This is a genomic window from Clostridium bowmanii (assembly GCF_018861315.1).
In the GTDB taxonomy this organism is placed as follows: Bacteria; Bacillota; Clostridia; order Clostridiales; family Clostridiaceae; genus Clostridium_AD; species Clostridium_AD bowmanii.
Window position 1 is genome coordinate 108,373 of sequence record NZ_JAHLDL010000010.1, and the last position, 21,293, is coordinate 129,665.

Below are 21,293 nucleotides of genomic sequence, written 5' to 3' on the forward strand. Positions count from 1 at the left end.
ATAATAACATATTTATGCCATTGGTATTCTAGATGTTAGGTCAAACCTATTTCCATCCTTTAATACATGCATTTTAACATTGAATATTGACAATATATTATTTTGATATTGTTCCGACACATTTGTATCGCTTATATTACTTCCATCAATAATATAAACTGCACCAGAGCCAACTACTCTTAAAATATTATTTTTATTTACAATAATTGAAGTATCTTCATCAATACCTATCCCTAAAATTTCCGGATTTTCTGCTACACCAACTAATAACCTTCCTACTCTTCCTCTTTGGGCAAAATGTTGATCTATTATAACTCCAGTAATCAATCCGAGTCCTGGAGCCATCTTAAGAGTACATTTTTTAGCAGATTCATCATCGAGTCCTGTTACTATCATAACATCACTCATTACTGATGCTCCAGCAGAAGTGCCAACAAAGACACAATCTTCTGAATGTCTACGCTTCAGACTTTTATATAAGGGAGTACCTCCAAGTATACTGGTTATTCTAAGCTGATCGCCTCCAGTAAAGAATACTAAAGAAGCTTTTTCAATTAATTCCACATTTTCAGTTTTTAAAGCATCTGCCCTATTTCTTACATCAAGTACTCTGATATTTACAATACCTAACTCATGAAATATATTCGTATATTCATTACCTACTTCTACTGGTAACTCTGTTGCTACTGTTACTATAACTAAAAGTTGATTTTCCTCATTAATATGTGAACTTACCTCTTTAAGGATCTTTTTATCGCCTTTTTTATCTTCTGCTCCACCTATTATAATTAACCCTTCTTGTATATTAATTAACATTCACCATCCTATAATAAATTTTATAGATTTTAGAGCTTCTCTTTCATACTAAGTTTTTGTTTCTTCCATTACTTAAAAGGTTATCCATTTAACTTTCTTAATTTATCTAAGTGAATCCTCCACTATTTTAATGTTATTTTACTTATTTATCATTTGGATAATCGAATAAAAATATACATCATTTCGAGAAATTAGGAGAGCTCTTGCCCTTAGAAAAAGCAAAGAACTTAAGAGGCAAGAGTTTTTATAACCCTTCACCATAATTTAGTTTGAGTATTTATTTAATTGACCTTTTTCTCTCATTATATCTATAAAAGGTTTAGGATTTTCAATAAATATTATAATAATATCTTTAGGCTGTGCAAAATCTAAAGCAGCTTTGAATGCTTCAGACTCCTCTGAGATTTTATTTATGTTTGAACTATGAAAATTGGATTTTAGCACTCCTTTTTCTATAATATTCGCTACTTCGCCTTTAGCTCTACCTCTTTTATCTTCGTTATCCTTTATAAAAATAAAATCTAAATTTTCTCCTGCATATTTACCAACTTCAAGTATAAAACTATCAAGTCTATCTCCTGGTGCCCCAATAACTCCTATAAGTTTATTATGTTCTATATTCTTAAGTGCACTAAATACAGCCTTGTAGCTTGCAATGTTGTGCCCATAATCTAAAATTACCATTACATCATTAACAAAATATTGATTAAATCTCCCAGGATTCTGATTTTCATCACTGTAAAATGACATTAACCCCTGCACTACAATATCATAATCTATACCTAGCCCTATTGCAGCTCCGCAAGCTGCCATGGCATTTTCTATATTAAACTTGAGTAAACCTTTCATTGTTATTCCTATATTATTTATGTTAATCAACTTTTCAACATTAGTATTTTTTTGTACAATTATATAATCTTCATCTATATAAATTCCATATCCACCATTTTTAATGTTTACTTGCATGATCTCATTGTTCTTATCCATAGAAAAAATAATAAGCTTACTCTTAAACCTATGCAAAATATTTATACTAGCTTTGTCATCTCCATTGATAACCACATAGCCCTCAGTTTTAACTGCTTCACCAACCAAAGCTTTAACTTTGGCTAAGTCCTCTATGGTTTTAACTTCATCTATCCCAATATGATCCTCTGTTATGTTTGTAATAACTGCAACATCTGCAAGATCATACGCAAGACCTTCTCTTATTACTCCACCACGTGCAGTTTCAAGTACAGCTGCATTTATATTCTTATTTGTAAGAACAACTAAAGCGCTTTTAGGACCTGACATATCACCCTTACATATACATTTTCCGTCTATATAAATTCCACTAGTTGTTGTCATTCCAACTACATATCCTGAAATTGATAGTATGTGTGTTATTAGCCTTGTGGTAGTAGTTTTTCCATTAGTCCCTGTTATTGCTACTATTGGAATATTCCTTGGTATATCCACAATTAATTTATCCTGTTCACTAATTAATATTTTTCTCAACTGAACTAATCTTAAATCTAAATCTAATTGAGACCTATGAATTAATGAATTAATGAGATCCACTGCTATAATTCCGGCCTCTATACCTGTATCCACAAATTGGTATTGATAAATTACATAACAACTATCCTTAAATACTTCCTTTGCCTTTCCATAACTTACTTTAACACCAATCATATTATGGAGTGCAAGTATAATATGCTTACATACATGTGCCAAATAAGTGCCTTCTGCATACGACTTATTAAAATCTTTATCATTATTATCTATACCACATATATGTTCGAAAGGCTCCGGTAATATATTTATAAGCCTATTATTAAAATGAAAAATTTCATTACTAGGAATTTCACTATACCCTTCTAAGTCTAGGTTAATCCTTATACACTTCTTGTGAGAATATATATTCCTTCCCTTAAAAACCTTAAAGCTAATAATCTTCAAGTAGTAATCATCTCCTACGGGTATTTATTTATGCTCATTATAATATTGTTATCTTTTACTAATTATTTATTCATATTTTATATTAGTAGATGAAGTATGTGTTATTTTAATAGTTCTATAACTGTCTTAATTGTAATAATAATAAAGGTAATAGATTAATTAGAAAACACTTAAATGAAAAGGAGATGATTATTAATGAAAGAGTCAATTACTGAAAATAATGAGATTACTATTTCTAAGTGGCTAAAAAAAGAGATAGGACTTCTAGAAGCTATTACTATAGTTATAGGTATGGTTATAGGTTCGGGAATATTTTTTAAAGCTTCCTCAGTTTTTAAAAATGCTGGTACACCAATGCTAGGAATAATGGCTTGGGTAATTGGGGGGCTTATAACAACAGCCGCTGCTTTAACAGTTGCTGAAGTAGCTACAGCTTATCCAACCACGGGTGGAGTTTTCGTATATCTTAAAGAATTATATGGTGAAAAATGTGCATTTTTATTTGGATGGATGCAAACCTTAATTTATGTACCAGGAGTAATAGCCGCATTATCAATAGTCCTAGTCACTCAATCCACTTATTTTATACCGCAAATGACAACAATGCAGCAAAAAATACTAGCTATATTCATTTTATTTTTCCTCATGGTCATAAATATTATATCAACAAAGCTTGGAAGCAAACTTCAGGTTGTTGCAACTATAGGAAAACTTATTCCAATACTTGTTATCATATTAGTTGGTTTAGTGAAAGGGACTGTTCATGACTTTACAGCACCAGTAGCTTCATTAAACTCAGTAGGCATTGCAGGTTTTGGATCAGCAATTTTAGGGACCTTATGGGCTTATGATGGCTGGATTAGCGTTGGTAACATGAGCGGTGAACTTAAAAATGGTAAAAAGGACATTTCAAGATCTATAATTATAGGACTATCCGTAATAATAATAGTTTATTTATTTATTAATATAGCAATAATTAACGTCATGCCTGTCACAGCGGTAATAGCATCCTCTAAACCAGCTTCGGACGTAGCAGAAATCTTATTTGGGCCTATTGGTGCTGCCTTAGTAGCTGGTGGAATAATGGTTTCTATCTTTGGAGCATTAAATGGATATTTAATGACAGGGGTTAGGATTCCACTCGCTATGGTTCAAGATAAGCTTTTACCTTTTTCAAAGTTTTTTAGTAAAGTTGATAATAGATTTAAAGCCCCTATTAATATATTTGCATTTGAAGTAATCCTGGCAAGTTTTTATGTATTAAGTGGTTCCTTTGATACTCTTACAAATCTAATTGTATTTATAATGTGGATATTTTTTACTATGTGCGTTGCAGGTATATTCATCTTAAGAAGTAAACATAAGGATATAAAAACATCCTATAAAGTTCCCTTTTACCCTATTACACCATTAATAGGGATAATAGGAGGTGTATTTATACTTGTAAGTACTTTTATAACAGATCCCTCCAATGCAACCTATGGAATAATTATAACTTTACTAGGACTTCCTGTGTACTTGTATATGAGAAAGAATTCAAAGTAGACTTCAGCTAAAGTTAATCCCATATTCATTCTAATTAGCTTTCTATTTAAAAACCAACTGCATATGCCTCTTGCTCAAAAAAATAAAGCTGTTCAAAAGAGAACAACTTTATTTTAGTTTTCTTGTCATAATAATATTTACTATCTTTTCTTTTGGCCACTATTCCTTCAAAATTATTCGCCTTAGCAAGTTGATGTTAAGAAATTATCACCTATAAAAGACATAATAAATGATGACATTATTACTGCAAAAAAAAGGTAGAGTGCTGGCAGTAGAATTTATTTATGATAACAAACAGAAACTTAGTTTACCAATCTTTTGGCATATGCCACATCTATTGCATTTTTCATAAATCCAAAAATTTTTATCCATTTTAGCAATTTTGTTAACTGAATGATTGTAAATCAAATTAGAAGATATTAAGTTAGAAAGTATGTTAGTATTTTCTTTTTTACGTTGCTTGTTAGTTTTAATATATTCAGCAATAATCTTAACTTTTTCACTCCACTTATTAAACAATTCCTTTTGCTTTTCTATAGTTATTACTATAAATTAGATATAGCGAAATCAAAATCCACACTATCCCACCATTACCCATTGAAGTAATAATGACCATTATTTTATCTAGTAATGGAAATTGAAGATAATTATAAATAAAACTTAAAATTTTAATATCAATTTTTCGAAATGAGTTAAGTATAAGCAATCACTTCCCTTCACTACCTATGTTGAGTATTTTTAATGTAATTAACTTAAACAACATCTATGTTAAATATTCACAGTCTCCTTTTTTATCAGCTTTGGCTATTCCTATGTTCTAACAATATTTACGTTAAGTACTAACATAGTTTTACACAACGATATCTCCTAATAATACATTATATAAGTATAGTATATATTGGGAGAGTTAATATTAGGTTAAGATTTATGTATATTTATGTTAATTCGACTTAGTATCATAATTAAGCTCAAAAAAACTGTTATTTCATAATTTTCTTATGCAATAACAGTTTTATTTTTATCCTATGCAAAATATAATTTAACCATAAATCTATTAAGCAAGTTGATTATTTTTTAACCTATTTGATATAAATTCCAAAATAATAGCAAATCCCACTAGTAAATATGAAATAAATCCAACCTCTGATACATTAAAATAAAAACTACCTGCCATAAATAATTCATATCCAATGCCTCCAGCGCCTGCAGCTGCTCCCATGGCTACTGCATTTGTAAAGTTGATTTCAAATCTCATGAAAGTCCATGAAAGAAGATAATTTCTAGTTGAAGGGATAATTGCCTGAAAAACGATCTGCCAAAAGCTTGCACCACTGGCCTTTAATGCTTCTATAACTCCTTCATCAATTTCTTCATAAGATTCTGAATAGGCTTTTGTTAAATATGCTGTGGAATGAAAGGTTAATCCTACTATAGCAGCTACACTCCCAAGTCCTGCAGATATTGCAAATATTAAAACCCATATTACTGTTGGTATCGCCCTTATAAATGCAACAAATCCTTTTATTGAATTAGAAACATGTATGTTGGATAAATTTTTTGCAGCAAATAGGCCCAAAACAATTGCTATAGCGGCTCCGAGTAGTGTGGTTAAAAATGCAAGTGACATAGTTATTATTACAGCATTAATGCCTTGCATAAATGTAAAATGTGTTAAACTTGGCTTTAAAAACATTACTTTTAAATTTTGCAATGTTTGGACTATAGCTGTTGCCAGGTTTAAGTCTTTATAATCAAAGGTTAAAAATCCATAAATCGTTAGAAGTATTAGAGTGACTATAGTTATATTTATTATTCCACTAGAATTGCCAACCGCTTTAGTTTTTATTCTACCATCTTTTTTATGTTCAATATAATATCTTTTATGAGTATCAATACTCAAATCAGCTACATCTCTCATTATAAAATCACCCTTCTAATATAATTTGATATAATTTCAATTACTAATACAGATACAACTATAAAAATAAGTGCAAGGCTAGCTGCATTGTAATTCATACCTTTATAATACATGCTAAAGGTAAACCCAATACCAGTACCAGTAAGTAATCCTATAAGAGTTGCACTTCTAATATTAGTTTCTATCATAAAAAGTATCCAGCTGATTAATTGAGGTGCACTTGATGGGAGAATTGCCTGTGAAACTGTTTGAAAAATATTTGAGCCTGTAGCTTCTAGCGCTTCCACACATTCTGAGCTTGCCTCGTCTATAGTCTCTATAAATGCTCTTGTTAAAAACCCGAATGTTGTAAAAAAAAGTGCCAAATATCCAGTCATAGCATTTTGCCCAAAGGAAAATAATAATATCATTGCCCATACTACATCTGGAATATTTCTGAATATAGAAGCTATTACTCTGGCTATAGCACTGAGCACCCTATTTGTATTAGTAGTTTTAGATCCAAATAAGCTGAGAAATATTGCAAAAAAACTAGCAGTGGTAGTTGCAGCTATAGATAGAAAAATTGTTTCCTTCATCTTACTCATTATGGTGGGAAGTTTGCTTAGAGATTCCACAGTAGGATAAAAATTAGAGCCTGCCCAAAATATCGCCTTAGGAATAGACGTAAAACCAAGTATTGGATCATACTTTGTTATATTCATTGCTACTAAAGTTATAATTACTATTATTCCTAAAGACATATAGGACTTTTTTCTGTCTTTTTTTATTATTTTAAACTCCATTAATTTTACCTCCTAAGCCTAGTCTGTAATCAAACTACCAGATTCTGAACCATATATTTCATGTATTTTATCTTTTGTAAGTTCATCCGGTGTTCCATTAAATATAACTCTGCCTGCATTCACTCCTATTATTCTGTCTGAATATTTTTGTGCCACATCAACTTGATGAAGATTGAATATACAAGTTATTCCCATCTCCTTATTTATATTTTTAAGATGATCCATAATTATTTTTGCAGCACTTGGATCTAGGGATGAAATAGGTTCATCACATAGCACCATTTTAGGTTTTTGGATTAATGCTCTTGCTATTCCTACCCTTTGCTTTTGACCTCCACTAAGTTGATCACATCTTTTGTAAGCTTCTTCTTGAAGTCCTAATTTATTTATGAGTTCAACAGCTTGATTTTTTTCTTCCTCATCATATCTCCCAAATACTCCTGCTAGTGTTGATTTATATCCAAGCCTTCCGTGAAGTATGTTTTGAAATACACTGAGTCTATTAACTAAATTATAATGCTGAAATATCATACCTATCTTTGTTCTATGTTTTCTTAAATCTTTTTTATTTAAACTTCTAACACTAACACCATTAAAATTCACTTCACCCTGTGATGCATCAATCATTCTATTAATGCAACGAAGAAGAGTTGATTTTCCTGCTCCTGATGGGCCTATAATTGAAACAAACTCTCCTTCGTTCACAGAGAAGCTAACGTCTGTTAATGCCTTAGTACCGCCCTTATAATCTTTAGACAGATTTTTCACCTCTAGAATTACCACTGCAGCTCCCCCTTCCATAATTTTAATGTCTATTTTGATAGTTGTCTAATTGGGTCATACCAAGCATCCTCAACTGAAACAAAATGTTCATCCTTCGTTTTTTCAATTAATCCTTTAGTTTCACCCTTTATATAAAATATTTTCTTATTGTTTGTAGTAGAATCTGCTGTAAACGCAGCCTTTATTTTGTCTATATCCTCTTGTTTGAGTGTACTTGTATTTATAGCAAAAGGTCCGTTAAGTACTGGAGTAACATTTATAAGTACAAATTCCTTACCAACCAAATTAGTGAATGGATCTGAAGCATCAGCCTTTATATTATAAATCGCACCTACAGTGTTTTCTTCTCCTGTTTTAACCTTGACATATGGAGCTATAGAAGTATCACAAAATGCTGCTATATCCGCTTTTTTGTTTAGAAGATTAGCTGCAGCTCCTTGATGTGATTGTCCAAATAACACCTCACTAAAGAACTTATCAGATCCACCTTCTATTAAATCATCCGCCGTTAAGTTCTTCCACTTATCTTGAGAAGAAAAGTATTTAATTATGTTAGTAGTCGGAACTTTAAAACCTGAAGTGGAACTATTGGAGACAAAAGAGAATTTTTTACCCTGAATATTATCCATTGTATACTTTCCATCTTTTTGGTACTGACTTTCAGTTCCTTTATTAACTGCAAGCCAGCTATGATAAATAGCATCATCTAAAGTACCTGATTTACCGGTGTTTACAACCAGAGGTAAAACCTTAGGATTTTTTTTATTAGCTTCTACATAACCCTGTCCACCCATGAATGCTATTTGTCCGTTACCGCTTGCTATAGCTTCAATAGCAATAGAATAATCTGTTGTAGTCTTTTGATCAACCTTTTTCCCTGTTGCTGTTTCAATGATTTTACATAATTCATCACGAGTTTCCTTAAAAGCATCAGCAGATTCATTAGGATACCAAATCATCGTTATTTTGTCATAATCTTTTATTTTGCTACCAATAGCACCACTTGCACTAGAACATCCTGCAAAAACTGAAACAGAAAGAACCATGCTTGTTAAAAGTAATAATATTTTTTTCATAATTTGCCCCTCTCAATTTAAAATAGATTTTATTTTTATACTATATGTTAATGATAATTCATTAAAGTTAATAGCTTATTATATGATTGTTAATTAAAAGTTAAATTTCAAATTTGTTTATTTTTTGTAATTTATTCCATAATCAAATGCATGTATAAACTCCTCAGCGCTAGTTTTTTGTCCTATTTTTGCAGAACTTCCATAACTTCCGTGAAAATCACTTCCACCTGTAGTAATTAAATAATGTATCCTGCAATATTGCATTACCTTTATGTAATCTTCCTGTCCATGGTCCTCATGATACAGTTCAATCCCATCCAGTCCTGCTATAACAAGCTTATCAATAGAACTATATGAATCAAGTTGTCCCGGATGCGCGAGGATTGCAATCCCTCCATCTTCTTTTATTGCCCTTACTGCGTCTGTGGCATCAACATATTCAATGTCCCTTGCGCATATTCCATCACCTTTAAATAGCTTTTTATATAAATCTGAATATACTTTAGAACTATAATCAGCCTCCGTTAGCTCTGCCATAATATGCTGCTTATAAATCACCTCACTACTTTTGGCTCTAGAATAAATATTATCTATATTAAATATATACCCATTTTTTTTAAGTTCACCAATTTGCCAAAGTGAATTATTATGTCTTCTCTCTAAAATGGGGTCACAAAGTTTTTTAATATTTGCAGCTTCAAGATTAAAGTTAAAGCCTAAAATGTGAATTTTTCTTCCAGTTTCAAAGTCAAAAGCTGATATCTCTATGCCTGGAACTATTTTTATCCCAGCTTTTTCTCCTGCAATTATAGCTTCCGAAAGCCCCTTTACAGTGTCATGATTTGTAATTCCTAAATGAGTAACTTCATTTGAAATAGCCATGCTTATTACTTCGTCAAAGTTCATTGATCCATCAGACATAGTTGTGTGAACATGAAAATCTGCTTTCATATTAATTCTCCAGCCTCCATATTATATATTTTGTCGCAGAGCCCTTCCATAAAATCAATATCATGAAAAATTCCAAGCATTGTAGTTCCTTCACCTTTAAGCTGCTGTATTAATACTCTTACCTTCGCTTTTGAAACACTATCAAGACTTGCTGTAGGCTCATCTAAAAGTAGCAGTCTTGGACGCTTTACCATTGCTTTTGCAATATTTAAACGTAGCTTTTCCCCTCCTGAAAATGTATTTGGATAGCTATCCCAAAGATCCCTTCCCAGTTCAAAATGTAGGAGCATTTTCTCAGCCTGTGTGGATGCATACTCTAAGTCAAAACCCATTTCGAGTACTGCCCTTTCTACTATCTGTTTCGCTGTAGTCCTTGGCATTACATTTAAAAACTGAGATACGTACCCTATTTCATATTTTCTAAGATGTATAATTTCTCTTTCAGTAGCCTTTGAAATGTTTATTAGACCAAACTTCTTTGAGCTATACCATATGTCGCCACCCTCTGGCAAATAAGTTCTATAAATACACTTTAATATAGTAGATTTACCACTACCACTTCTTCCAGTTATACCTATGAATTCGGCTTCCTTTAATTCTATATTAATACCCTCACATGACTTTATGTGCTTATGTAAATTATGGAGAGTAAATGATTTACCTAAATTTTCAATTTTTAATAAATAGCTCATAATATCATCTCTTTTCATAATTTTTAAGTATAAAACTATCAATATCAAGTAGAAAGTCATTAAAATCCTCTTTTATTTTCGCATACGACCAGTCCCACCATTTTATTTGTGCAAGCTTAAAAATAATATCCTCACTAAATCTTTTTCGAATAGGTTTTGCTGGAACACCAGCTACAATGGTATAAGGTGCTACATCTTTGGTTACAACAGCTCCACTACCTACTATTGCTCCATTCCCTATAGTAACACCAGGCATTATTATAGCTCCATGACCTATCCAAGTATCATGACCTATATATGTTTTTATGCTTGCCCTATTTTTGAAAAATTCAACATCCTGGCCGCTTTCAAATCCATACAATTCTCTTCTGTAAGTAAAATGATGAAGGGTTGGTCTATCAATAGGATGGTCTGTAGGACCTATTCTAACCATTGCTGCTATATTGGAGAATTTACCTATTTCTGCATTTTGAACAAAACAAAATTGACCGGTATAAGAATAATCATCAAGTGTTACATTTTCAAAGAAATTAAAAATTCCAACTTCGGTATACTGTCCAAGCTTTGAATTTGTAAGTTCACAATTTTCATGAACTTGTGGCTCCTCTGTAAGTATTTTCTTTTCCATGATCATACCCTGTAATCTATTATTGATACTAATTTTCCATCAACAAAAACCGAAGTTATAACTGGAAAATCAACGTCAATTTTCTCTATTATGATTATATCTGCTTTCTTACCCTCTTTTATTGATCCAATATCTCGGTCCATATTCACAGCTCTTGCTGGATTTATAGTAACCAAGTTAAACATATGATTTAGATTCTCATTATATTTTTCATGAAGTATAAATACAGCGTGAAGCATTGCTGCAGGATAGTAATCACTGCACAAAATATCAATAGTATCATTTGCTATAGCCTCTGCTGCAGATAAATTGCCTGTATGAGAACCTCCTAGTAATATATTTGGAGCTCCTGCAATAGTAAATAAACCTCTTTCCTTAGCTTTTCTTGCAATTTCAAGTGTTATTGGGAATTCACTTATTGTAGCTCCAAGGTTTTGCACAAGTTCTAATTTTTCATCGCTATCATCATCATGAGAGGCTATAGGTATATGTTTTTCTTTAGCAAGTTCTGCTAGCTCCTTAAGCATATCAATAGTAAGTTTTTCTTTAGTTCCATGATGTTCCATAACTGAGTCTAGTTCACAATCAGTAAAATCCTTGTATCCTCTAAGTGTGTTTTTATAGATTTCTATGTTTTTATATTGTCCCTGACCTGGTGTGTGGTCCATAAAGGAAATTAGATGTACTTTATCCTGGGCTATATAATTTTTCAAGCCTTCTACAGCGGAAGTATTATCTATTTCAAGCCTTGCATGAAAGCGGTGACGTATTAAATGTTTTTTACCATGAGTATTTTGAATTACCTCAACAAATTTTTTCACATTTTCTGTAGAGCGTATTGGTTTGTGGGAAAATTCATCATTCTCCCATAGCGATAGAGAATGAAACATAGTTGTAATACCGTGATTAACAAGTATTTTCTCGGTTTCCCTCATGCTAAGATTAAAGTCAATCATAGCTGTAGGTCTTGGAGATGACATGCCCTCAATATAATCCGAATGTATATCTATAAACCCCGGAGCAACAAAGCCTTCTCTAGCATCAATTATCTCCTCAAATCCACCGTTTATTATTTCTCCATGGGGTGCAATTTTGGAAATTAGGTCATCTTTTATAAGGAGATCATATCCCTGTAATATTTCATTTTCAGTAACAATTTGGCCATTAGTTATTAAATACACCTTAAAACCTCCTAACAATATAAAATTAATACATATTAAATCATTGAGTATACAAGCTGCTGGGTATATGCATTTTGTGGGTCCTCTAGTATTTGATCCGTAAGTCCCTGTTCAACTATTTTTCCATCTAGCATTACAATGGTCCTGTCCGCTAGCATTCGTATAACTGAAAGGTCATGAGACACAATAATCATGCTTATCCCAAGCTCCCTTTGGATTACTTTTATTAAATCAAGCACATTTGCCTGTACCGACAAATCCAGCCCTGTTGTGACTTCATCTAACAATAATATGGGAGGGTTATTAGATAGTGCTTTAGCAATTTGTACTCTTTGTTGCATTCCACCAGAAAAATTTATTGGTGCCTCCTTCATCCTAAATAGAGGAATGTTTACATGTTCTAGTAGCTCGCTCCCTCGCCTCTCCATATATCCTACATTTTTATAACCTGCAGCTATTAACTTTTCTGCAATATTCCCTATGGAAGAAAAATTCATCTTAAGACCATCTATTGGATTTTGATATACTTTCCCAAGTACATTGTTTCTTATATACCTCTTTTGTTGTGGTGACTCAGAAAATATGCTAGTGCCTCCGCTCTTATAGCTGCTTATATAAGCCTCCCCTTTGGATACCTCTTGATCAAAATATAAGCAGCTCATCATAGTAGATTTACCACTACCACTTTCTCCGACTACTCCAAGAATTTCGCCACTATAAAGGTCAAAAGAAATATCTTTGCAAGCATATACCGTTCCACATTCCTCGCAATAGTTCCCCTTTTGCATATCCGTATTATTACCTTCGCAACTACTACATCCCTCTCCAAACTGCTTGCTTAAATTTCTTACAGATATTATTGGTTGTTCAAAGTCTTCCATTTATAAATCACCACCTATTTATATCTAGTGCACTTGCCTTTAACACTGATTGATTATTTAATTTTGACAAACAATAACTTGTATCATTACATTGAAAAGAAGTTTCTCCCGTCTTAGCATCAATTATTTCATCCATATACGCCCCTGAACTTCCACATAATCTACATTTTTTACTATGAACATCCTCAACTTCAAAAGGATAATCCTCGAAAGCAAGTGATTTAACTTTTGTATAAGGTGGAACAGCATAAACCTTCTTTTCTCTTCCAGCCCCTAGTAATATTAATGCCTTTGAATAATTCATTTTCGGATTATCAAAACGAGGTATTGGACTTGGTGCCATAACATATCTATCATGAACAAGCACAGGATGATCTGCGCCAGTTGAGACTTTTCCAAATTTAACTATTTGTTCAAAAAGCATAAGCCAGGCACCACTATATTCATTTTCAGCATGAAGCCTTTTTGTAACATATTCGCTTGGCTGCACAGCTCTTAGTGGCTCAGGTAGTGGTACTTGAAGTACTAGTATTTGATTTTCTTCTAGTGGAACTTCAGGTATTCTATGTCTTGATTGAATTAAGCTTGCTTCATGTGTGTTATCAGTAGTTGTAACACCTGTAGTCCTATTAATGAGTTTTTTAATATTCACCGCGTTTACTGATTCATCCGATCCTTGGTCTATTACCTTTAGTACATCTTTTTTACCAATTAAGGACAATGTAAGCTGTAATCCACCTGTGCCCCAGCCTCTACCTATGGGCATTTCTCTTGATGCAAAAGGCACTTGATATCCAGGTATTGAAACAGCCTTTAATGTAGCTCTTCTTATTTCTCTTTTTGATCCCTCATCAAAGAATGCAAAGTTATACTTTATTTTCATTTTCAGCCCCTCCTGTGCGTATTTTTCTCATACTATCAAGTTTTGACTGAAAAGTTACATAGTGAGGCAATTTAAGATGAGATATAAAACCTGAAGATTCTACTGAATCTATATGAAGCAATACAAATTCTTCGTCCTGCGTAGGATATTTTTTATCTTTAGCTTCCAAACATTGCTCTAGTATGCTCATGGCAATTGCCTTGGTTTCATTCTGTCCATAACAAATTCCATAGCCTATGTCAAACCTTATTTCTTTAATGCCAACCTTTTTTTCAATAGTTCTAGGTATAAATGTTTCTACTTCTGTAATTTTTATTTCTCCAATATAATACTCGTCTTTATCATCCCTAGAGTCTTTTAAAGGATTATCAATGTATAGTGGAATCATTCCAACTCTAAGTTCTCCAACAGTGGGATGTAGTGCACCATAGGCCCTTAATGCCGCATATCCTAGTGAAGTAACCGTTCCAGTCTGACCTCTAGTGAGTATCTGTAATCTTTCACTTCTTGTAGTAGGAAACTCTATGCTCTTTTTTGTTATATCAATTGGGATCTCATCATTATTAGAAAAATCTTCTATAAGGCCTTCTTTTCTAAGGTATTCGAGTACCTTAGGCAAATGCGACAAATCCGCTTCATCGGAACTGTGGGCTACTGGTTTTTCAAAATCATTTACCCAATTAATACCATCTTCACTTGTTTCATCTACTAAATCAAAATCGATAAGTCTATGTGTGTAATCATAAGTTGATCCTAATATTTGTCCTCCTGGTACATCTTTAAAACTGGCTGAAATTCTTCTTTCTGTAAACATTACCGAAGAATCCACAATTCTTGTGTAGTGCTTTCTTGGTAAGGTGGACCTATATGCGCGAAGCAAAAACACAGCTTCCTCTAAATTTCCTTCTGATTGCTTTATTGCAATAGAGGCCAGTTCTTTTGAATAAATACTACTCTCAGACATTACCTGATCAATGAGACCTCTAAGCCCACCATTTATATCTTCAATTTTAAGCACTGTTTTTTCTTTTAATCTTTCATATTTAAGTCTTCTTATAGATTCTTCAATGGCTATACTGCCACCTTTTACCGCTATATATCCCATATGTTTACATCACCTGCTTTGAAATTTGCGTCGTTCTTGGAAGACACATTATATTTGATTCCTCATCTATAAAAATTATATCTATTCCAACTGGGTACTCATTATTCACTTTATCTCTTTCCTCTAGCCAATTACCCTTGGCCTGTATTCTTGCGTAACTTACCTCTTCTATTCCCGGCCCTTTTAACGTAAATTCTTTCTCTTTTGATAAACCTTCTGATTCAAAAATAATGGTAGCAGATTTATGTGGATTAATCAGGTCACCTAACTTTGAATCTCTAACAGTAGCATTAATTTTTTCAGGTGTTGCATCACTTAAAATAAATATGAAATCAGCGTCTTTTGTTTCTGAGTGATTTGCAAATGTCATTTGATTAACAATCCTTGTTATCTCTTCTTCTCTGCGTGAAATAATTTTATAGCTAACCTCTCCATCTAAAAGCATTAGCATTAATATCATGGTAGATTTATTAAAATTCACATTAATATCTAGTTTTTTGCTCTCTTCCTGGATGCAATCTATTGTTCCTGGCCTTGCCATACAATTTAAGGTTTTTCGATATACCGATTGTATATCATGAATTAAATCCAGTTTCATACGATCATCTCCTATCACACATCCATAGTGTCAAAATTTACTTTTGTCATAAGTATTTTTGACTCTTTAATCAATCTTTCCTCATTTATCTTTTGTTCTTCCTTTTGTAGTATATCTCCCCATGTTTTAATTTCAGCTAGCTTTGCACTATATGCAGCATCTATCACTGCAAGCCAATAGGAAAGTTCAGGTTTATTATCATTTACTATTCCAATACCAATTTTATCTAGAATTTGTACCTTTGTTTCCGTGGCCAATACTTCACCTAGATAAAATAGTGATCTTTGTGCAGTTTCTCTCATTTTCACCATGACAAGGCAATACTCTGGCTCTTGAATTATGCTAACTTTATAACTACTTTCTATTTCTAGAGCTAATTTTTCCGCGATGTTAGGATTTCCTTTAATTAAAATCTCTGTTCTTTTCCGCCTGTTCAAATAATCACCCCTATACATTTTTCTTCATTTCCTTACAATTTTATTATATCTTGTTGCCAAGTTGCATAGCATTAAGTCTCCGTAAAGTATGTTAAGTCTTTGTGCAACTTATAAGTAAAAATAAAAAAAGACCACTGTTTTTTAATCAGCGATCTTGTTACATTAAATTGTATTTAAAGCAGTCTCCTCTATATAATATCTTTGTGTACTCTAATACAACTTTGCTATCAGTATCAATACAATCAGTCTCCAATATTATAACCGGTATTAGTTTAGAACATTCTAAGTTCTTCCTTTCTTCACTAGACGGAATAGAAATACTTAACACACTTATAGATGATTTAAAGCTATTGTAACCATGTTGCTTGTAATATTCAAACATAGATAGTATCGAATTTCCATATTTATCAATATCATTAAATACTGATTTAGAAACATAAGACGTATGAATAGCAACAGACCTTCCCTCAACAATTCTTAGTCTAGCTATTTTAAATACTTCATCGTCTTTAGTCACACCCAATTTATTAAAAATTTTCTCGCTATATTTAATCTTCTCAAAATCTATATTTTTTGTTATGAGCTTATAGCCTTTAGATTTCATTTTAGTACTAAAACTTTCTTTTCCAAAAAGAACAAGTTCTATTTCATAATATCTTTCATTAAGATATCTACCTTTACCTCTTTGAGTATATATATACCCAAGTTCTTCTAACTCCTCATATACTTTTCTTGCTACGATTCTTGGTACATGATGCATATCCGCAATCTCATTTTCTGAAGGAAGCTTATCATTTACTTTGTAATTGCCTACATTAATATCATAAAGTAATTTATCAAAAATCTCAGTTTCTATACCATTTTTCATTGATTGCCCCCCTAAAGTTTTTCTACATAGACTTTTCAGCTAATTTAGACAAGGGGCTTCTCTCTACTTGTTCTAAAGTTACATGTCCTGTAATCGCGAAAGGTTTCATTTTTTCAATAGTATAAACTAGTCCATTGGATTTTTCATCAACCAAGGTATTATCAATTTGATTATCCGATGGATCACCTATAAACACAAATTTAGACCCAAAGCCAGCTCTTGTAAGCATAAGCTTTGCCAGATGAGGTGTGGTTTGCTGTGATTCATCAACTATAACCAATGCATCTGAAAGTGTTCTTCCTCTCATATATGTAAAGGTTTTAGTTTCTATTACCCCGCTTTTGCGGAATTTATCAATAAAGTCACTTACTGATACCTCAGTTTTTTTAACTTCATGTTCATCAATTTTTTTAATCTTTTTACTTTTATCATTTTTTTTCTTACTTTTATTTTTTAAATCTATTAAATTTTCTATTGAATCGTAAAAACTTCCCATCCAAGGTTTTAATTTTTCTTCCTCTGTACCAGGTAAAAACCCAATATCATCTCCTGCAGGTACAACCGGTTTAACAAAAATTACTCTTCTAAATATTCCTTGTTCTATTACCTTTCGAAGGGCAACTGCAGTTGAAAGAATTGTCTTTCCTGATCCAGCTCCGCCAGAAATTGTTACTAAATCTATGGTTGGATCCATTAGTAACTCAAATGCCATTTTTTGCTCTTTATTAATTGGAGTTAGTCCAAAAACCACATCATCCACATATTTTAGAGGTACTATTTCCTTACCGTTAAATCTTCCAATTACTTCATAACCATTATCAGAAGAACTTGTAATATCTAGAAATTCATTGGGATATAAAGTAAAGTCAAAGTCGCTAGGTACAGGAATTCCTCCCTTTTCGATTTTGCCCATTTGTTCAGAAGAAAGTGTAATTTTTCTATGCCCTTTATATAACTCATCAGCAGTTACCTTATCATTTTGATAATCTTGTGTAACTATTTCTAGAGCATCACTTTTTATAGCCATGTACAAATCTTTTGTAACCAATATTGTAGAAATTGATTTATCACTATCAGCAATATTTTTTGTTATTGCTAATATCTTTGTATCATTTTTAGTGAAATCAAAGCCATTAGGCAAGCAGCTTGTATCACTATTATTTAACTCAATTCTTATTGTTCCGCCTTTTTCTAGCTTGATACCCTGATGTAAATCTCCAAATTTTCTAAGGTTATTTAATGCTCTGGCCGCATTTCTTGCATTATATCCTACTATACCTTCTCTTTTTTTAAGGTTATCTAACTCTTCTATACATATTATTGGAATAATGATATTATTATCTTCAAAATTATAAATAAAATCAGGATCGTGAACCATTACATTTGTGTCAATAATGTAGTTTTTAATCATTGTTATCCTTATTAAACAAAGCTAAAAAGGTGACTTTGTTTAATAAAGTCTCACCTCCTTAATAATTATTTATGTCTAGTTCAACTATATCATAGATATAATTGAACATCATAGAATTAACTTACTCTTTACATTATTCATATAAATCTTAACAGTATATAACAAGGTAGATACTCTTTTTTAGTGCTAGAATCTTCAGCAAAATAAGCACCAATAGCCACTACTCTAAATTTTCACTACATAAATACTATGATAAATATTCAATAATTTTACATCGTTAAAATTTATACAATCATGTTAAACTTCATTAACAAGTATGAAATTTATCCAAAAGAGGTATATAGTTAATTAGTATAATGAATATTATGGTAATCACCACAATATATTCTAAAATTATTACAACCATATTACTTAACCACAATGTTTTTTATAACTCATTTGTTAGTTTTATATAAAAAAATATACAAGATGGGAGGCTTCAAAGTTACCGTTGAATTTATAAACACGAATGAAAAATAAATTGAAATAGGGAGGATTAAATAAATTTATGAAAATACTTAAATTTATAAAAATACTTACTGAGATGAGATTTAAATTTTTATTACTAACACCCTTAATATTAGTTGTTCTAATAGCACCTACAACAATTGTGTCCGCGGGGCAGAGTGTAAATCTAGGATCAACCTCAAATTTTGCGGTTTTAGCTGGGACGACAATTACTAATGCAGGAACAACCACAATCAACGGAAAAGATAGCGGGAAAGTCGGTCTGTTTCCAGGTACTTCGTTCACTGGGCAGGAGAGCACATCAGTAAATGGTGATGTAAAACTTGCTGATGCAGACGCACTTTTGGCTAAAAACGACCTTGTAATGGCATATAATGATGCAGACAATCGGAAGTCTATCAATCGCATTCCCACTGAACTTGGCGGTACTACCCTGACTCCTGGTACTTATGATTCAGCTGATGGCACTTTCGAGATAACAGGTACTCTCACACTAGACGCCCAGGGTGACCCCAATGCAGTCTTCATATTTAAGACCGCCTCCACACTAATAACAGCATCAGGAAGTAGTGTTAACTTGGCACACAATGCTCGCTCCTCTCAAATAACTTGGAAGGTAGGAAGCTCCGCAACATTAGGGACAAGCTCCCATTTTGCAGGAAGCATTTTAGCATTAACATCCATAACTGCAAATACCGATGCAACAGTACAAGGTCAATTGATGGCACGTAATGGAGCAGTCACGCTAGACTCTAATACAATCACAAATACAACTGACACAATAAAGCAAGACACCAAAACAATTAGAAAAAATATGGAAAACAAAAAGAGAGTAGACCTTGGAACAACATCCAAATTTGCGGTTTTGGCTGGTACCACAATTACCAATACCGGAAAGACCTCAATAGACGGAATTGCTAACGGAAAAGTAGGTTTATTTCCAGGTACTGCTTTCACTGGGCAAGAGAGTACATCAATAAGTGGAGATGTACAACTGGCTGATGCAGAGGCACTCGCGGCCAAAAATGATCTTGTTGCTGCATATAACGATGCAGATGAGCGAACGTCTGTCACTCGCATTCCAACACAGCTTGGTGGGACTACCTTGACTCCCGGAACTTACGATTCAGCAGATGGCACTTTCCAAATAACCGGTACTCTCACACTGGACGCACAGGGTGACCCCAATGCCGTCTTCATATTTAAAACTGCCTCCACTCTCATCACCGCATCAGGAAGTAATGTTAACCTCCTAAACAACGCTAGATTCTGTCAAACTATTTGGAATGTCGGAAGCTCTGCGACCTTAGGAACAAACTCTCATATTGTGGGACACGTCTTAGCATTAACATCCATAACATCGAATACTGGTGCCACGGTATTAGGACAGTTGTTAGCCCGGAATGGCGCAGTAACATTAGACACCAATACTATTACAAATGGCGTCAATTCTACCACACCAATCCCAGCTATCCTAAATGTTGATACAGACGGGGGTGATCAAGCTAGATCTAACTGACTTAAAAAATGGTAGTTGTACACCAACTCTTTATAAACAAAATTATCAATGATATATTATATTTTAAGGGGGTAAACATCAACTCTTAGTGCAGACGTACTAAAAGTAGGCCATCATGGGTCCGCAACATCTTCTACTGATGCATTTCTTACCGCAGTAAGTCCCAAATCTTCAGTTATTTCTGTCGGAATAGGTAACACTTATGGTCATCCAACTCAAGAATGTATTGATAGACTTAAAGCTGTTAATACTGACATCTTACGTACAGACTTGCAAGGAAGCATTGTCTATTCATCAACTGGAACTGGTTTTTCAGTTGATAATACTCCTTGGTATGTAGGCTCAGGTAATCCACCTAAAACATCAAAAAATATAATTATAAATGAGGTACTACCTTCCCCACAATCAATATATACCAGTGAATTCGCTGAACTTTATAATCCTAGTAGTGCAGATGTTGACATTAGTGGCTATGTAATTGATGATGCTTCCAGTGGCGTTGGAGCTCCACATACAATTGCTGCTGGTACAGTAATTCCTGCTAACGGTTATTTTATATGGAACACTAACTCATATTTTAACAATGCTGGAGATGATGTTAGGTTGCTGGATAAATCAGGTATAGAGATTGATAAATATACTTATGGAAACAGCGCATATGATAAATCTTGGATTCGATTACCTAATGGAGGCACTTGGCAATCAACAATATCTAGTAGCCAACACCAGCAGCAGCAAACAACTAAAATAAACAAGGGGAGATAA

Annotated in this window: 21 protein-coding genes; 3 read left to right on the plus strand and 18 right to left on the minus strand. The window is 32.9% G+C overall.

Going from position 1 to position 21,293, the window contains the following annotated elements:
* Positions 1 to 12: 12 nt before the first annotated feature.
* Both KPL51_RS08795 and KPL51_RS08800 read right to left on the minus strand, forming a co-directional pair.
* Positions 13 to 816 carry a cyanophycinase gene (locus KPL51_RS08795; protein WP_216159667.1) on the minus strand — a complete coding sequence of 268 codons (804 nt, stop codon included), beginning with the start codon at positions 814 to 816 and terminating at the stop codon, positions 13 to 15.
* Positions 817 to 1,080: 264 nt separating this feature from the next.
* Entirely contained in the window at positions 1,081 to 2,760 is a 1,680-nt protein-coding gene (locus KPL51_RS08800; RefSeq protein ID WP_216159670.1) for a Mur ligase family protein, read from the minus strand.
* A gap of 195 nt (positions 2,761 to 2,955) precedes the next feature.
* On the opposite strand from KPL51_RS08800, the gene KPL51_RS08805 reads away from it, so the two are divergent.
* The gene (locus tag KPL51_RS08805) at positions 2,956 to 4,305 is read left to right on the plus strand and encodes an APC family permease (RefSeq protein ID WP_216159673.1); all 1,350 of its coding nucleotides are present in this window, start codon (positions 2,956 to 2,958) and stop codon (positions 4,303 to 4,305) included.
* 282 nt (positions 4,306 to 4,587) lie between these two features.
* Here KPL51_RS08805 and KPL51_RS08810 read toward each other — a convergent pair whose 3' ends face one another.
* The 16 genes from KPL51_RS08810 to KPL51_RS08885 form a co-directional block, all read right to left on the minus strand.
* Positions 4,588 to 4,824 (minus strand): hypothetical protein, encoded by a 237-nt coding sequence (locus KPL51_RS08810; RefSeq protein ID WP_216159676.1) that lies wholly within the window; start codon positions 4,822 to 4,824, stop codon positions 4,588 to 4,590.
* A 535-nt stretch (positions 4,825 to 5,359) separates the two neighbouring features.
* Positions 5,360 to 6,223 carry a PhnE/PtxC family ABC transporter permease gene (locus KPL51_RS08815; RefSeq protein WP_216159679.1) on the minus strand — a complete coding sequence of 288 codons (864 nt, stop codon included), beginning with the start codon at positions 6,221 to 6,223 and terminating at the stop codon, positions 5,360 to 5,362.
* Complete coding sequence (phnE, locus tag KPL51_RS08820; RefSeq protein WP_216159682.1) at positions 6,223 to 7,008, minus strand: phosphonate ABC transporter, permease protein PhnE; 786 nt, start codon at positions 7,006 to 7,008, stop codon at positions 6,223 to 6,225. The genes KPL51_RS08815 and phnE overlap by 1 nt, the downstream gene beginning before the upstream one ends.
* An 18-nt stretch (positions 7,009 to 7,026) precedes the next feature.
* A complete protein-coding gene (gene phnC, locus KPL51_RS08825) occupies positions 7,027 to 7,809 on the minus strand; it encodes a phosphonate ABC transporter ATP-binding protein (RefSeq protein ID WP_244998042.1) in 783 nt (260 codons plus the stop codon).
* An 11-nt stretch (positions 7,810 to 7,820) separates the two neighbouring features.
* Positions 7,821 to 8,867: a PhnD/SsuA/transferrin family substrate-binding protein gene (locus KPL51_RS08830; RefSeq protein WP_216159688.1), complete on the minus strand. Its 1,047-nt coding sequence runs from the start codon at positions 8,865 to 8,867 to the stop codon at positions 7,821 to 7,823.
* A 117-nt stretch (positions 8,868 to 8,984) separates the two neighbouring features.
* The gene (locus KPL51_RS08835; RefSeq protein WP_216159691.1) at positions 8,985 to 9,818 is read right to left on the minus strand and encodes a PHP domain-containing protein; all 834 of its coding nucleotides are present in this window, start codon (positions 9,816 to 9,818) and stop codon (positions 8,985 to 8,987) included.
* Positions 9,815 to 10,510, minus strand: a complete 696-nt coding sequence (locus KPL51_RS08840; protein WP_216159694.1) for a phosphonate C-P lyase system protein PhnL — start codon at positions 10,508 to 10,510, stop codon at positions 9,815 to 9,817. The genes KPL51_RS08835 and KPL51_RS08840 overlap by 4 nt, the downstream gene beginning before the upstream one ends.
* 4 nt (positions 10,511 to 10,514) lie before the next feature.
* Positions 10,515 to 11,144 carry a DapH/DapD/GlmU-related protein gene (locus KPL51_RS08845; protein ID WP_216159697.1) on the minus strand — a complete coding sequence of 210 codons (630 nt, stop codon included), beginning with the start codon at positions 11,142 to 11,144 and terminating at the stop codon, positions 10,515 to 10,517.
* Entirely contained in the window at positions 11,141 to 12,319 is a 1,179-nt protein-coding gene (gene phnM, locus KPL51_RS08850; protein WP_216159700.1) for a phosphonate metabolism protein PhnM, read from the minus strand. The genes KPL51_RS08845 and phnM overlap by 4 nt, the downstream gene beginning before the upstream one ends.
* Positions 12,320 to 12,354: 35 nt before the next feature.
* Positions 12,355 to 13,200: an ATP-binding cassette domain-containing protein gene (locus tag KPL51_RS08855; RefSeq protein WP_216159703.1), complete on the minus strand. Its 846-nt coding sequence runs from the start codon at positions 13,198 to 13,200 to the stop codon at positions 12,355 to 12,357.
* A 7-nt stretch (positions 13,201 to 13,207) separates the two neighbouring features.
* A complete protein-coding gene (locus KPL51_RS08860; protein WP_216159707.1) occupies positions 13,208 to 14,083 on the minus strand; it encodes an alpha-D-ribose 1-methylphosphonate 5-phosphate C-P-lyase PhnJ in 876 nt (291 codons plus the stop codon).
* Positions 14,067 to 15,188, minus strand: coding sequence for a carbon-phosphorus lyase complex subunit PhnI (locus tag KPL51_RS08865; protein ID WP_216159710.1), 1,122 nt, complete (start codon positions 15,186 to 15,188; stop codon positions 14,067 to 14,069). Before KPL51_RS08865 ends, KPL51_RS08860 begins: the two co-directional genes overlap by 17 nt.
* A 4-nt stretch (positions 15,189 to 15,192) precedes the next feature.
* Complete coding sequence (phnH, locus tag KPL51_RS08870) at positions 15,193 to 15,786, minus strand: phosphonate C-P lyase system protein PhnH (RefSeq protein WP_216159713.1); 594 nt, start codon at positions 15,784 to 15,786, stop codon at positions 15,193 to 15,195.
* 14 nt (positions 15,787 to 15,800) lie between these two features.
* Entirely contained in the window at positions 15,801 to 16,223 is a 423-nt protein-coding gene (gene phnG / locus KPL51_RS08875; protein WP_216159716.1) for a phosphonate C-P lyase system protein PhnG, read from the minus strand.
* Between the two features lie 157 nt (positions 16,224 to 16,380).
* On the minus strand, positions 16,381 to 17,091 hold the full coding sequence (locus tag KPL51_RS08880) for a GntR family transcriptional regulator (protein WP_216159719.1): 711 nt from the start codon (positions 17,089 to 17,091) through the stop codon (positions 16,381 to 16,383).
* Positions 17,092 to 17,113: 22 nt separating this feature from the next.
* A complete protein-coding gene (locus tag KPL51_RS08885; protein WP_216159722.1) occupies positions 17,114 to 18,502 on the minus strand; it encodes a PhoH family protein in 1,389 nt (462 codons plus the stop codon).
* A 547-nt stretch (positions 18,503 to 19,049) separates the two neighbouring features.
* Here KPL51_RS08885 and KPL51_RS08890 point away from each other — a divergent pair.
* Positions 19,050 to 20,528: an ice-binding family protein gene (locus KPL51_RS08890; protein WP_216159726.1), complete on the plus strand. Its 1,479-nt coding sequence runs from the start codon at positions 19,050 to 19,052 to the stop codon at positions 20,526 to 20,528.
* A gap of 270 nt (positions 20,529 to 20,798) precedes the next feature.
* Complete coding sequence (locus KPL51_RS08895) at positions 20,799 to 21,293, plus strand: lamin tail domain-containing protein (protein WP_216159729.1); 495 nt, start codon at positions 20,799 to 20,801, stop codon at positions 21,291 to 21,293.